Consider the following 13,309-nt stretch of genomic DNA (forward strand, 5'->3'; position numbering starts at 1 on the left):
CAGAGAGAATAATGACCGCACAGGACAGCAAGCTCGGCGATACCGACGCCAAGATCTTCGTCGGCAAGGGAGACGAGCAGGCCTGGCTGACGCTTGCGCTCGCCAATCGCCACGGCCTCGTCACGGGTGCAACCGGAACCGGCAAGACCGTGTCGCTGCAAGTGATGGCGGAAGGATTTGCACGCGCCGGTGTTCCGGTCTTCGCGGCCGACATCAAGGGCGACCTCGCCGGCATCTGCCAGATCGGCGAACCCAAGGACTTCATCGTCAAGCGCGCCACTGAAATGGGGCTGAGATTCCAGCCCGATCAGTTCTCGACGGTGTTCTGGGACGTATTCGGCGAGCAGGGCCACCCCGTGCGCGCGACCGTCACGGAAATGGGGCCGCTTCTGCTCGCGCGCATGCTCGATCTGAACGACGTGCAGGAAGGCGTGCTCAACGTTGCCTTCCGCGTCGCCGACGACAACGGCCTGACCTTGATGGACATGAAGGATCTGCGGGCGCTGCTCGACGCCATCGTGCCCGACAGCGGAAAGAAGGCTGCGGACGCGGAGCAGGACCCGCTCGCCGCCATCCGCAAGGCCGCTCAGGGGTTCGGCAACGTCACCAAGGCGACCGTCGGCACCATCCAGCGCCAGCTCCTGGTGCTGGAGAACCAGGGCGGCACCAAATTCTTCGGCGAGCCGGCGCTGACGCTCAAGGACTTCATGAAGACCGACAGCGACGGCCGCGGCATGGTCAACATCCTGGTCGCCGACAAGCTGCTCCAGAACCCGAGGCTATACGCGACCTTCCTGCTCTGGATGTTGTCGGAGCTGTTCGAGGAGCTGCCCGAAGCCGGCGATCTGCCCAAGCCGAAGCTGGTGTTCTTCTTCGACGAAGCGCATCTGTTGTTCAATGACGCGCCCAAGGCGCTGATGGACAAGATCGAGCAGGTGGTCCGCCTGATCCGCTCCAAGGGTGTCGGCGTCTACTTCGTGACGCAAAACCCGATCGACGTGCCCGACCGTGTGCTCGGACAATTGGGCAACCGGGTGCAGCACGCTTTGCGTGCCTTCACCCCGCGCGACCAGAAGGCGGTCGCCGCTGCGGCGCAGACCTTCCGGCCCAACCCGAGGCTCGACACCGCAAAGGTGATCACGGAGCTCGGCAAGGGCGAGGCGCTGGTGTCCTTCCTCGAGGGCAACGGCACGCCTTCGATGGTGGAGCGGGTGATGATCCGGCCGCCGTCCGCCCGCATCGGACCGATTACGCCGGACGAGCGCAAGGCGATCATGGCGGCAAGTCCGGTGAAGGGCAAATATGACACGGCCGTCGATGCCGAGTCCGCCTACGAGATGATCCAGAAGCGCATCGCCGGCACGGCGGCGACCGCCGACGGCCCCGCGGGCGGAGGCGGCGGCGTTCTCGGCCAGATCGGCTCGATCGTCGGCACCATCTTCGGCACCAACGTCAAGCGAGGTCGTCTGTCGACCGGCCAGGTCATCGCCCGCGACGTGACGCGATCGGTCACCAACCAGGTGATTGGCGGGATGGCGGCCAATCTCGGCAAGTCGATCGGCGGTCAGCTCGGCGGCTCGATCGGCCGCACGCTGGTCCGCGGTGCGCTCGGCGGATTGCTGCGGCGGTAGGCAGAACGCCGCACAGCAAGGCAATCGATCGACCGCTCCCGCGATCTGGGAGGGGCCGAACGTCACACATTCAGGTGAGGGGACTCTCCAAGCCCTTGCCGGTCTGCTACGTCCTGTGTCATCGCCGCTCGGGACCGCACCGTGACCACGTCCTCCCCGTTAGCCAAGCCTGACCTGCCCAGACGCCCGTCGTTGCGGGCGCCGCTGGATCTGCTTTTTCTGTTCTGCTGCATCCTCCTGGCCGCCGACGTGCTCGTTCCCGAGATTTTCGGACGCGGCAAGACCAAGGACTATTCGCTCTGGTACTGGGCTGGACAGCAGGTCTTGCAGGGTGAGCCGCTCTATCCTGCCTCGCCCGAGGACTATTTCGATTTCATCTATCCGCCGCTGCCGGCGATCCTGCTGGCGATCCCGAGCTGGTTCGGCAAGATCCCGCTCTATGTCGTCCTGTCGATCCTGAACGCCGTGGCGTGGTGGTGCACCGGGGCGCTCTCCCAGGTCATGACCGGCTCGGGCCGCGCGCCGGGTCGGTGGCTGGAGGCGCTGCCGGTCGTCGTCACCGTCTCCTTCGTGTTCGACATGTTCGACCTCGGCCAGCCGAACCTCGTGCTGCTGGCGATGATGCTCTACGGCTTCTGGAGCCTGCGGCATCAACGGTCGTGGCTCGCCGGCTTCATGTTCGCACTCGCCATCGCCATCAAGGTGTTTCCAGTCGCGGTGCTGCCTTATCTGGCGTGGCGGCGCAAATGGGCCGCCCTTGTCAGCACGATCGTCTTCACCGGCATACTTCTCTACCTCGTGCCGGCGCCGATCCGCGGCTTCGAGCGCAACGCCGCCGAGCTTGCGAAATGGTACCAGGGCATGGTCGGGACGAGCTCGGAAAAAGGCTTTGGCCAGCGTGGCGAGCAGAACTGGTCGTGGGTCAACCAATCCCTGATTGCCGTCACGCATCGCCTGGTGCGGCCGATCAACTACAATCAGGACGATCCCAAGAAGCCGCCGCGCACCATGAACGTGATCGACGTCGACTACAGGACGGCGAACTGGATCGTGCTCGCGCTGTCGGCGCTGCTCGGGCTCGGCTTCGTCGCAATCATGCCGCGGCAAGCGCGGCGAACGGCGCGCTCGGATGCCGAGGAGCTCGGCATCCTGTTCTGCCTCATGACGGTGGCCTCGCCTCTGGCCCGGCAATACTACTTCATGTGGCTGTTCTTCCCGATGACGGTGTTGATGCATCGCGCCGCCTTCGACGAGCGAGCGCATGTGCGCCTGGGAACCTGGCTCGCGCTGGGTGCCGCCGGCATCCTCATGCTGCTGTCGTTGCCGTGGTTTCCCATTGTCATCCAAGCCAGCGGCAACAACCTCGCTGCGACCGCGGTCCTCGCAGGGTGCCTCGCCTGGCACATCCGGCATCCGCCGCTTGCGGCTAGCCCCGCGGCCGCGCCGGCGTTAAAACCCGGGACCTCGTGAGACCCAACAACCAGGATAGCAATCATGGCCAACGCGCAGCTCCAATCCGTGCTCGACCACATCGACAAGGATTTCGACAACAGCCTGGAGCGCCTGTTCTCGTTGTTGCGGATCAAGTCGATCTCGGCCGATCCCGCCTTCGCCGATGATTGCAAGGCTGCCGCCGAGCATCTCGCCAAGGACATCGCCAGCCTCGGTGTGGCCACCGAGGTGAGGCCGACCGCGGGCCATCCCGCCGTCGTCGGCAGGACCGGCGCGGGCGGACGGCCGCACGTGCTGTTCTACGGCCATTACGACGTGCAGCCGGTCGACCCGCTCGATCTCTGGCACCGTCCGCCGTTCGAGCCCGTCGTCACCGATCATGCCGATGGCCGCAAGATCATCGTCGCGCGCGGCGCCGAGGACGACAAGGGCCAGGTGATGACGTTCGTCGAGGCCTGCCGTGCCTGGAAGAAGGTGACGGGCTCGCTGCCGGTCGACGTCACCTTCCTGATCGAGGGCGAGGAGGAGGTCGGCTCGAAGAACTTCGTGCCCTTCATCGAGGCCAACAAGGACGAGTTCAAGGCCGACTACGTGCTGGTGTGCGACACCGGCATGTGGGATCCGAGCACGCCGGCGATCACGACCTCGCTGCGCGGCCTGCTCTATGAAGAGCTGAAGATCACCGCCGCCAATCGCGATCTGCATTCCGGCGTGTTCGGCGGCACCGCGATGAACCCGATCCGCCTGCTCACGAAGATCCTGGGCGGCCTGTTCGACGACGACAACCGCATCACCATTCCCGGCTTCTATGACGGCGTGAAGGACACGCCGCCCGACATCCTGGCGCAGTGGAAGAAGCTCGATTTCACGCCCGAGACCTTTCTCAAGCCGATCGGGCTGTCGCTCCCGGCTGGCGAGAAGGGCAGGCTGCTGGTCGAGCAGGCCTCGACGCGTCCGACCTGCGACGTCAACGGCATCTGGGGCGGCTATATCGGCGAGGGCTCCAAGACCGTGATTCCCTCACATGCCTCGGCCAAAGTCTCGTTCCGTCTGGTCCAGGGCCAGGACCCGCAAAAGATCCGCAAGGCCTTCCGTGATTACGTGACGGCGCGCATTCCCGGCGACTGCAAGGTCGAGTTCGGCGACCATTCCGCCGCGCCCGCGGTCGCGCTCGACTGGACCATGAAGCCGCTTGCCGCCGCCAGCAGGGCGCTGACGGAGGAGTGGGGCAAGGAGACCGTGCTGATGGGCTCCGGCGCCTCGATCCCGATCGTCGCCGACTTCAAGCGCACGCTCGGCCTCGACTCGCTGCTGGTGGGGTTTGGCCTCGACGACGACAACATCCACTCGCCCAACGAGAAATACGACCTGAAGAGCTTCCAGAAAGGGATCCGCTCCTGGGCAAGGATCCTCGCCGCGCTGGCGGAGGTGAAATAGGCACGGTGCCGTAGGGTGGGCAAAGGCGCAAAAGCGCCGTGCCCACCATCTCCCAGTGATTAGGAAGGAAGAAGACGTGGGCACGCTTCGCTTTGCCCACCCTACGATAGCTTCATTCGCTACGAAGATTCTCTCATCGTCATTGCGAGCGAAGCGAAGCAATCCAGAAATCCCTCCACGGAAACAGTCTGGATTGCTTCGTCGCAAGGGCTCCTCGCAATGACGAGCGGAGAGGTCGCCACACCAAATAAAAACGCCGCCCGGGATTGGGCGGCGTTTCATTCCAAAAGGCGTAGAGGTTCGTTGGTGTTACTCTACACCAGATCCCAAATATCTCAAGACCTGTAGCCGGGATTGACGCGGTCGAGCTTGCGCAGCAAGGGCGGCCACACGAGGTTGTTCGCGCGCAGCTCGGCGCGGTCGCGGTTGGACAACAGCTCGGTGTTCTTCTCGATCGCGATCTCCTCGACCGGATAGACCGGCGTGCCCAGTGCGCGCGTGCGCACCTGCATCGAGCAGGCGCGTTCGAGGTGATACATGCGCTCGAAAGCGGAAGCGACCGAGCGGCCGACCGTCAGCGTGCCGTGATTGCGCAGGAGCATGTGGTTGTGGTCGCCGAGATCCTTCTGCAGCCGCGGCCGCTCCTCGTGGTCGAGGGCGATGCCTTCATAGTCGTGATAGGCGAGGTCGTGGGTGACGAGCTGGGCGGTCTGGTTCAGCGGCAGCAGCCCTTCCGCGCTGCTCGACACCGCGGTGCCGTCGAGGGTGTGGAGATGCAGCACGCAGATGGCGTCTTCGCGCACCTCGTGGATTGCCGAATGGATGGTGAAGCCGGCGGGGTTGATGCTGTACTCGCTCTCGGAGAGCTGGTTGCCGTGCAGATCGACCTTGACGAGGCTGGAGGCCGTGATTTCCTCGAACATCAGCCCGTAGGGATTGATGAGGAAGTGATGGTCGGGGCCGGGCACGCGCGCGGAGATGTGGGTGTCGACCAGATCGTCCCAGCCGTACAGCGCGACCAGGCGATAGCAGGCGGCGAGATTGATCCGTTGCTGCCACTCCGCCTCCGTCATGTTGGAGGGCACTTCCCTCACGCGGGCTTCTGCTGGCGACATGGCTGATCTCTCCGAACGTCGTTGTTGCGGGAAGCGAGCGTAGTCGCGGGTGAGGCTGGCGGCAAGGCGCAAGGAGCGTGGCTGTCGCGCGTAGCCCGCATGGAGCGAAGCGGAATGCGGGGCAGCTCGCACGACGCCACAGGTCCCCGGATTACGCTTCGGTCCATCCCATCTACGGAAACGGAGAATAATCCTACGGCGCCGGGATCGAGAGCAGGCTGGAAATGCCGCGGCCGCGGATGTCGTAGACGCGGGCGAACACCACGTCGTCGCGCTTGATCTCGACCATGACCGGCGCCGTGAGGCCCTTGCAGTAGAACTCGCCGAGCGTCATGGCGAAATCGGCGGCATTGGAATCCCAGCCGATGGTGAAGTCCGGCCCGAGCGCGACCTGGGCCGGGCGCTGCGGTCCGCACACCGCGACCTTCCATTTGCGGTTGCTCGGTGGCACTTCCTGGCGCTCGACGAGCTGCTCGCGCAATCCGTCCGAGGCCTGCTTCAAGGCGAGACCCCAATAGTCCAGCATGAAGCGGTCGTCGGCGCCGCGCACCGTGCCCGCGATGTGGTTGAAGTGCGTGTACTGGTAGGGGTGCAGCCGGATCATCTCGGCGAGCGACAGCGCGAGGCCGAAGCAGAAGGTGGCGAGCACGACCGGCTGCCAGGTGCGGTGGTTGGCGCGCAGGCGCTCCATGGTCCAGGCGAAGGCGACGCCGCCGAGCACCGCCATCGGCGGGATCACGAAGACGAAATGGCGGATGCCGTTGTAGAGCGCCGGGCGCTTCACCATCGCGATCGCGAGCGGCAGCGTCGCAGCCAGCGTCAGCATCAGGAGGATGGTCTTGCGGCGCGCCGGAACCTCGCGCCGCGGCAGCATGGCGAAGGTGCTGACGATGGCACCACCCATCAGCACCAGCATCACCTCGGGCAGCTGCAGCGCGAACAGCGTCGGCAGATACGACCAGGGCATGTCGGGCACCGACACGATCGCGCCGTCGAACATCTCCTTCCATGGCTTCTCGAAGAAATGCGAGAAGTAGGTCAGCGCCTCGAAGGGATTGCCGGGCTCCATGATCGACCACGGCCAGATCAGGCCCATCACGAGGTAGCCGAGCACGAGGCCGGGCAGCAGCACATAGACGACATGGGCGAAGCGGCGAACCGACTCGCGCAGACCTTCGCTGCGCAATTCCTCCAGGAGCAGCGGCATGAACCCGACCGTGGCGTAGACCAAAGCGAGCCCGCCGAGAACGCGGCAGCCGAGCGAGAGGCCGGCCCCCAGGCCGACGATCAGGATCGTGCGCGGCGACGGCTGCGGATATTCCTCGGCGAGCCGCACGAGGCCGAGCATCAGGATGATCATGGCGACCGCGAAGGGCGCATCCTTCGGGTTCATGAACATGTGGCCGTAGAAGATCGGGCAGAGCGCGAGCAGGAGCAGCGCGGCGAGGCCTGCGAGCGGTCCGCCGATGCGGCGGCCGAGCCGCCACGTCACGGCAAGCCCGATCACGCCGACGATGGCACCGACCAGGCGGCGCGTCTCGAACAGCTCGAGCGGAATGACCTTGTGCAGCAGGGCCGCGACCATGTCGAAGCCGCCGCCATACATGTAGAGATTGGCGAAGGAGAGCGCCGCGGTATCCTTGAAGCCGGAACCGAACATGCGCAGCAGCAGGTCGGCGTATTCGGCGTGGGTGTAGTCGTCCCAGCCGAGCCCGTAATCGCGGAAGGTCAAGCCTGCAATGACGGCGACCGCGGCCAGCACCAGCATGGCGAGATCGTCGCAAGTCCGCTCGACCGAGCGCCGTGAAGGCGTGTCGATCGCCGAAGTCGTGATGGATGTCATGGCTATCGGTGCCCCGGAATCCCCTCTTGGCCCTGCTGGTGCGCGCGGGCCTCAACCCCGGACTCCCTATAGCGCAGTTCCATTACCAAGTAATTGGGCATTATGGCTAAATTCCTGATGCGACGCAGCAATTCCGGTTGGCACCAATTCCGATGACTTGAGAGCAGCTCTAGCAGTAGCGAGCCGCAGCTGAAGGGAATGTGAATAAGTCCCTGATTTCCTTCCCTTTAGGAACACCGCCCAGAATTGGCCGTTGGCGTGGAACAGCGTATGACGGTATCGTGGCGTAGCGGTTCTCGCGTGCAGATGCGCGGCCGGGGGTGAGTTCGATGAATTTGGCATTGCTGATCGTGGGGATTTGCGCCGTCCTGGCGGGTCTCCTCGCGATCATTTTCGGCATGACGATCAGGGAATTCAGTCTCGGTGGGACTCTCATAATCTCCGGCACCATTGGCGTCTGCTCCGGAATGTTACTGGTCGGCCTGCGTCTGGTGCTGCTCGAGCTCAAGGGCCTCGCGCGCCGGCTGGCCGGTGCGGTCGTGCCATCCGAGGTTCGGGTCAGGCCCGTGCTGCCGGGTCTCGCCGCGCCTGGCGCAGTCGCCCCCGAGCCGGTGCCCGCCGCGGCGGCGAGAGCCGAGCCGGCGCCGCCGCCACCGCCCGCAAGTCCGCCGCCGTGGCAGAGCGAAGCTGCTGCGCGCGAGCGTCCGCGTGCCGAGGCACCGCAGCAGGAACCGGAAGCACCGACGCCACCTGCCGCTCCGGAAGCGCCGCGCCGGCGCAACCTGCTGTTCGCCTCGACCTCGCGCAAGGAACGCGAGCGCGCCGAGGCGAAATCCGGTGAGGCGGCGCCGCCGCCTGTGGAGCCCAGTGAGGCCCCGAACCTTCCGCCAGCGAGCTTTGACGTGGCCTGGCCGAAGCCGGACCGTACGCGCCCGCCAGAACCGCCGGCCGCCCCGCGCCGTCCGCCGCCGCCGCCGCGCTCGCCGTCGACCTTCGCGGAGACCGCGCCGGCGCCCGAGCCGCCGCCGCCCGTGGAGTCCGCACCACCCGTGACGGTGCTCAAGTCCGGCATCGTCGATGGCATGGCCTATTCGCTCTATTCCGATGGTTCCATCGAGGCGCAGATGCCGGAGGGCATGATGCGCTTTGCCTCGATCGACGAGCTCCGCGCCCATCTCGACCAGCGCGGTTGAGGCGCCGGGGTTCAAGTAGAGCGGGCGCCCTTCACCAGTAATCAGCCGATCGCCCTCAGTCGTCGTGTTTCAGCCGAATGTATTCTTGACAGGGAATACTTCGGTGTCGTCAATCCCGTGGCCACAAGCGGGAGAAGGGGGGCGCATGTCGGATGCGGGGGCGAAGAATTTCATCGAGCTGACCGCGAGCATCGTGTCGGCCTATCTCAGCAACAATCCGACGCCGGCGGCCGAGATTCCGAACCTGATCAATCAGGTGCACGGCGCCTTGGTGCGGGTCTCGTCAGGCCGCACCGAAACCGCGCCGCTGGAGCCGGCCAAGCCGGCCGTGTCGCTGAAGAAGTCGATCGCGCCCGATTATCTCGTGTGCCTCGAAGACGGCAAGCGCTTCAAGTCGCTGAAGCGCCATCTGCGCACGCAATACAACATGACGCCGGAGCAATACCGCGAGAAGTGGGGCTTGCCGGCCGACTATCCGATGGTGGCCCCGAACTATGCGGTGGCGCGCTCGCAGCTCGCCAAGCAGATGGGTCTCGGGCAGCAGCAGCGGAAGCGGAAGTAGTCGGGGGATCTTGTAGGATGGGCAAAGCAAAGCGTGCCCACCAGCTCCAGCGCAATCGAAGAAAAATGGTGGGCACGGCGCAAGGGCGCCTTTGCCCACCTTACGGCGCTCCTCACGCGAGGGGGCGTTCTTTACGAAACTTCCGCGAGCGCTTCTCTCGCGTCGGTCTTGATGCGCTCGACCATCGAGCGCAGGCCGTTGGATCGCTGCGGCGTCAGATGGTCGCGAAAGCCGAACTCGTTGAACACGGCGATCGCGTCGGTATCGAGGATCTCCCGCGGCGTGCGGCCCGAATACAGCGCGAGCACGATCGCGACCAGCCCGCGCACGATGTGGGCGTCGCTGTCGCCGCGATATCTCAGGACCGGCTCGCCATTGCCGCGGTCGACCAACTTCTGCAGCCAGACCTGGCTGACGCAGCCCTGCACCTTGTTCTCGGCCGAGTGTTCCGCCTCCGGCATCGGTTCCAGAGTGCGGCCGAGCTCGATGACGTACCGGTAGCGGTCGTCCCACTCGTCCAGAAGCTCGAAATTGTCCCTGATGTCGTCGATCGTCGTCATATCGGCCCACAGTTCCTGTTAGGGCCAATATAGAGACGCGAAGCCCTGAAATCGATAGGGTTTGGACGCTAATTCGCCGGCCCTGGTCCGCGCCATTCGAGCGCAAGATCATCCTGGGTCAGGGTATCGCGCGGCGCCTCGTTCGCGGCAAGATCGCCTTCGCCGGCCAGCGCGATCGAGCCGGTATGGTCGGGCGCCTTCTTGTTCTCGTTCTTGCTGCCGTCGTTCTTGTCGTTGGTGATCTGCTCTTTCTTGTCGTTGATGATCTGATAGAGCTTCTTCGCGCCGTCCTGGGCGCGCTGGCCGATGATGGTCGCGGCCTGGCCGCCGACCTCGCAGGCCGCCGGCTGGCGCTTGCAGAACTGGGTCATGTCGGAAACGGCCGCGGTCGCGGCCTGCACCGCATCGGCGGCGCCGATCTGCGGCAGCTTGTCCGATTCGGGCGTCTTGTCCCGCGGCAGGAGCACCAGCACCAGCCCGAGCCAGAATGTGATGCGGAGCAGAAAGCGCATCTTATCGACCTGTCCGTTAGAGTCCGCCCGCGGCGATCTCCCGCGGATGTCGGACCTAGCAACCCTCGATAAATCGCAAGTGATTGCCTTGAGCTTAATTCGCGGAAAATTGACGCAAGAATCTTTGGAAGCGACGTTCCGGTGAATTTTCAGTTGACGCGCGCGCCCGTGGTTTTGCTGGCCGTCCCGCATCCACCAATTCGAAACCATGCGGAGCAAGTGAAACCCTGTGTTCACCATCCGCAGCGAAGACGTCGCCAAATCGTCTAAAAAGCTCCGCGATAACGCGGTGTCCGGCCGCGCGCTGTGCCGCCTTAGCACTCGTTTAAGGTCGCTCTGACACGGTGGCGCAACGACAAGGAGGCGTTCCGGCGCGTCTTCTCAAGACGATTGAGCCGAAGCGCGAGACCCGTGACAGTTTTGAGTATCATCCGCGATTGTCTCGATGCACTGCTGCATCCCTCCGCGCGCTACGATGCGCTGACGCGCGCGCGCCATCGCGCCTTCATGGCACCGCGGCTGCTCGGCAGCCTCGCCGCCTTTGCCGCATTCCCGGTCTATCTCGCCATGCGCGGCGCGCCGAGCGCGATCGAGGTCGCGGCCTTCGCCTGGCTGATCGCGCCGATCATGTTGTCCTGGTTCCTGTCACGCACCGGCCGCTACGAGGGTGCGCATGTGCTGTCGTCGCTGGCGCTCGCCGGCCTGATCATGGCCGTCGCGGTCACGACGGGCGGCATCGAATCCTTCGCCGCGGTCTGGCTGGTCGTAGTTCCGCTCGAAGCTGCGCTGTCGGCTTCGCGCCGCGTCGCGGCTTTCGCCTCGCTGCTCGCGCTGTCCTGCGCCGGAATGCTGATCCTGGTCAGCCAGCTCGGCTGGCTGCCCGTGGCGGAGCCGAGCGCGGCCGAGCGCGGCGTGCTGATGGCGTTCGGCGTTGCCTCGGCTACTCTCTATGCCGCGGGCCTCGCCTTCGGCGCGGAATCGCTTGCGCGCACCAGCGTCGCGCTGCTGTCGCGCGAGGAGGAGCGCTATCGCCTGCTCGCGCGCAACATGAGCGACGTCATCTCACGGCATCAGCGCAACGGCGCGGTGCAGTTCATCTCGCCGGCCGCCGAGACCATGCTCGGCATGCAGGTGGCGCAACTGCTCGGCCACGGCCTGTTCGACCGCGTCCATGTCGCCGATCGGCCGGCTTATCTCACCGCGTTGTCGGATGCGGCGCGCGGCGAGGTGCGCAGCGTCGAGTTCCGGTTGCGGCGCGAGCCCGTCTCCGAGAGGGGTCAGGTCGATTTCATCTGGGTCGAGATGCGCTGCCGTCCGCTCGACCAGGATAGGGCGCGTGACGTCACGTGCGAAGCCGAAGTCGTCGCCGTGATGCGCGACGTCACCGACCGCAAGCTTTTCGAGCAGGCACTGGACCAGGCGCGCAGCGCCGCCGAGGCGGCCGATGCCGCCAAGACGCGCTTCCTCGCCACCATGAGCCACGAGCTGCGCACGCCGCTCAACGCCATCATCGGCTTCTCCGAGATGATCGCGCAGGAGCAGAGCCTGATGCTGGGTGCGGCCCAGCGCAAGGAATACGCCCAGCTGATCAACGATTCCGGCCAGCACCTGCTGTCGGTCGTCAACGGCATCCTGGACATGTCGAAGATGGAATCGGGCACTTTCGAGATCGCGTCCGAGCCGTTCGCGCCGCGCGCCTCGCTGCTCCATTGCTGCAATCTGCTGGCGCTGAAGGCGCGGGAGAACGGCATCGACCTGATCACCGACGCGCCGCAGGACCTGCCCGTCATGACCGGCGACCCCAGGGCTTTCAAGCAGATCGTGCTCAACCTCGTCGCCAACGCCATCAAGTTCACCGAGCGCGGCGGCCAGGTCTGCGTCTCTGCCGCGGTGTCCGGCTCGCAGCTGACGCTGCGCATCAGCGACACCGGCGTCGGCATCGCGCCCGACGATCTCAAGCGCATCGGCGCGCCGTTCTTCCAGACCGGCACGACCTATCAGCGCCGTCACGAGGGCACCGGCCTTGGACTTTCGATCGTGAAGAGCCTCGTGGCGTTGCATCTCGGCGAATTGACGGTACAAAGCCGGTTGGGCGAGGGCACGGCGGTCACCGTCAAGCTGCCGCTCGTCTACACGCCGCCGCAAGTCAAGCCGGCCGAGCGCAAGATCGCGACGCTGACGCCGGCGCTGCGCCAGGATATTCAAGACCAAGCTCACGACCAGTCCCAGGACCAACCTCAGGATCAACCCGCTCTGGTGAAGAAAAGTGCCTAAGAAGTCTGCCAAGGACGAAGCCGCTCCGCGCCGCCGTGGCGCCAAGGCCGCGGTCATCGATGTCGAGACCGAGCGCAACCTCGTGATGCGCGTGCTGCTGCACAGCCCCAAGGATACGCTGGCCGGTCTCGTCGCCGTCGCCGCGATCGCCGCGATCGTCGCCAATGCGCTGTTCCTCCAGACCGGCCGGCACCCCGCGCCGATGTTCGGCACGGTGATCAATCTTCCCGCGCCGTCCTCCGTGCCGCTGTCGAACCCGTTGCCGCGTCCGCGCCCCGTCGGCGCCGATACCTCGCCGCTCGAGCCGCGCGCGACCGAGTTCCGCGTCGAGCCCAAGCCTGCTGAGCCCAAGCCTGCCGAGTCCAAGGCTGCCGAGCGTGCCGCCGAGAAGGCGACCGAAAGGCCGGTCGAGGCGACCGCCTCGACGCGCTCCAACGATCCGATGACCAATCTGGTCAAGGCGACGACCTCGACGCCGCCGGCGGCCGTGCGTCCGCCGGCGCCGATCCCGGCGCAAAGCCCGGCCGCGCGGCGCATTGCCGGCGTGCAGCGTGCGCTGTCCGAATATGGCTACGGCAATTTGAAGATCACGGGCAGCATGAGCAGCGAGACCCAGTCCGCGATCCAGAAATTCGAGCGCGAGCACAAGATGCAGGTCACCGGTCAGGTCTCCGACCGCCTGCTGCGCGAGCTCGCCGCTGCGATCGGCCACCCCGTCGAATAAGCGCCA

Annotated in this window: 11 protein-coding genes; 7 read left to right on the top strand and 4 right to left on the bottom strand. The window is 65.5% G+C overall.

The features are described from left to right. Positions 1 to 11 precede the first annotated feature (11 nt). The 3 genes from AB7M16_RS32190 (at position 12) to AB7M16_RS32200 (ending at position 4,520) form a co-directional block, all read left to right on the top strand. On the top strand, positions 12 to 1,631 hold the full coding sequence (locus tag AB7M16_RS32190) for a helicase HerA-like domain-containing protein (RefSeq protein ID WP_453946431.1): 1,620 nt from the start codon (positions 12 to 14) through the stop codon (positions 1,629 to 1,631). A 141-nt stretch (positions 1,632 to 1,772) separates the two neighbouring features. Next, the gene (locus tag AB7M16_RS32195; protein WP_453946432.1) at positions 1,773 to 3,101 is read left to right on the top strand and encodes a glycosyltransferase family 87 protein; all 1,329 of its coding nucleotides are present in this window, start codon (positions 1,773 to 1,775) and stop codon (positions 3,099 to 3,101) included. 24 nt (positions 3,102 to 3,125) lie between these two features. After that, a complete protein-coding gene (locus tag AB7M16_RS32200) occupies positions 3,126 to 4,520 on the top strand; it encodes a M20/M25/M40 family metallo-hydrolase (RefSeq protein ID WP_453946433.1) in 1,395 nt (464 codons plus the stop codon). A 335-nt stretch (positions 4,521 to 4,855) separates the two neighbouring features. Here the strand turns inward: AB7M16_RS32200 and AB7M16_RS32205 are convergent, their stop codons facing one another. Then, positions 4,856 to 5,635: a class II aldolase/adducin family protein gene (locus AB7M16_RS32205; RefSeq protein ID WP_212256968.1), complete on the bottom strand. Its 780-nt coding sequence runs from the start codon at positions 5,633 to 5,635 to the stop codon at positions 4,856 to 4,858. Between the two features lie 193 nt (positions 5,636 to 5,828). Next, positions 5,829 to 7,478, bottom strand: a complete 1,650-nt coding sequence (locus AB7M16_RS32210; RefSeq protein ID WP_172784180.1) for a glycosyltransferase family 39 protein — start codon at positions 7,476 to 7,478, stop codon at positions 5,829 to 5,831. A 329-nt stretch (positions 7,479 to 7,807) separates the two neighbouring features. Here AB7M16_RS32210 and AB7M16_RS32215 point away from each other — a divergent pair, with 329 nt between their 5' ends. Both AB7M16_RS32215 and AB7M16_RS32220 read left to right on the top strand, forming a co-directional pair. Beyond that, complete coding sequence (locus tag AB7M16_RS32215; protein ID WP_453946434.1) at positions 7,808 to 8,671, top strand: DUF308 domain-containing protein; 864 nt, start codon at positions 7,808 to 7,810, stop codon at positions 8,669 to 8,671. Between the two features lie 145 nt (positions 8,672 to 8,816). Further along, positions 8,817 to 9,233, top strand: a complete 417-nt coding sequence (locus AB7M16_RS32220) for a MucR family transcriptional regulator (RefSeq protein ID WP_172784182.1) — start codon at positions 8,817 to 8,819, stop codon at positions 9,231 to 9,233. Positions 9,234 to 9,364: 131 nt separating this feature from the next. Here the strand turns inward: AB7M16_RS32220 and AB7M16_RS32225 are convergent, their stop codons facing one another. Further along, complete coding sequence (locus tag AB7M16_RS32225) at positions 9,365 to 9,793, bottom strand: SufE family protein (RefSeq protein ID WP_172784183.1); 429 nt, start codon at positions 9,791 to 9,793, stop codon at positions 9,365 to 9,367. Between the two features lie 68 nt (positions 9,794 to 9,861). Then, the gene (locus AB7M16_RS32230; protein WP_172784184.1) at positions 9,862 to 10,305 is read right to left on the bottom strand and encodes a DUF5330 domain-containing protein; all 444 of its coding nucleotides are present in this window, start codon (positions 10,303 to 10,305) and stop codon (positions 9,862 to 9,864) included. Between the two features lie 411 nt (positions 10,306 to 10,716). On the opposite strand from AB7M16_RS32230, the gene AB7M16_RS32235 reads away from it, so the two are divergent. Continuing rightward, entirely contained in the window at positions 10,717 to 12,579 is a 1,863-nt protein-coding gene (locus AB7M16_RS32235) for a PAS domain-containing sensor histidine kinase (RefSeq protein ID WP_212256962.1), read from the top strand. After that, positions 12,572 to 13,303 (top strand): peptidoglycan-binding protein, encoded by a 732-nt coding sequence (locus AB7M16_RS32240; protein WP_439363737.1) that lies wholly within the window; start codon positions 12,572 to 12,574, stop codon positions 13,301 to 13,303. The genes AB7M16_RS32235 and AB7M16_RS32240 overlap by 8 nt, the downstream gene beginning before the upstream one ends. Positions 13,304 to 13,309 lie beyond the last annotated feature (6 nt).

This window comes from Bradyrhizobium sp. USDA 372 (assembly GCF_053629095.1).

Coding starts and splice junctions, on each gene's coding strand:
- AB7M16_RS32215 (WP_453946434.1), top strand. CDS start 7,808: ATGAATTTGGCATTGCTGATCGTGGGGATTTGCGCCGTCCTGGCGGGT.
- AB7M16_RS32220 (WP_172784182.1), top strand. CDS start 8,817: ATGTCGGATGCGGGGGCGAAGAATTTCATCGAGCTGACCGCGAGCATC.
- AB7M16_RS32225 (WP_172784183.1), bottom strand. CDS start 9,793: ATGACGACGATCGACGACATCAGGGACAATTTCGAGCTTCTGGACGAG.
- AB7M16_RS32200 (WP_453946433.1), top strand. CDS start 3,126: ATGGCCAACGCGCAGCTCCAATCCGTGCTCGACCACATCGACAAGGAT.
- AB7M16_RS32230 (WP_172784184.1), bottom strand. CDS start 10,305: ATGCGCTTTCTGCTCCGCATCACATTCTGGCTCGGGCTGGTGCTGGTG.
- AB7M16_RS32210 (WP_172784180.1), bottom strand. CDS start 7,478: ATGACATCCATCACGACTTCGGCGATCGACACGCCTTCACGGCGCTCG.
- AB7M16_RS32205 (WP_212256968.1), bottom strand. CDS start 5,635: ATGTCGCCAGCAGAAGCCCGCGTGAGGGAAGTGCCCTCCAACATGACG.
- AB7M16_RS32190 (WP_453946431.1), top strand. CDS start 12: ATGACCGCACAGGACAGCAAGCTCGGCGATACCGACGCCAAGATCTTC.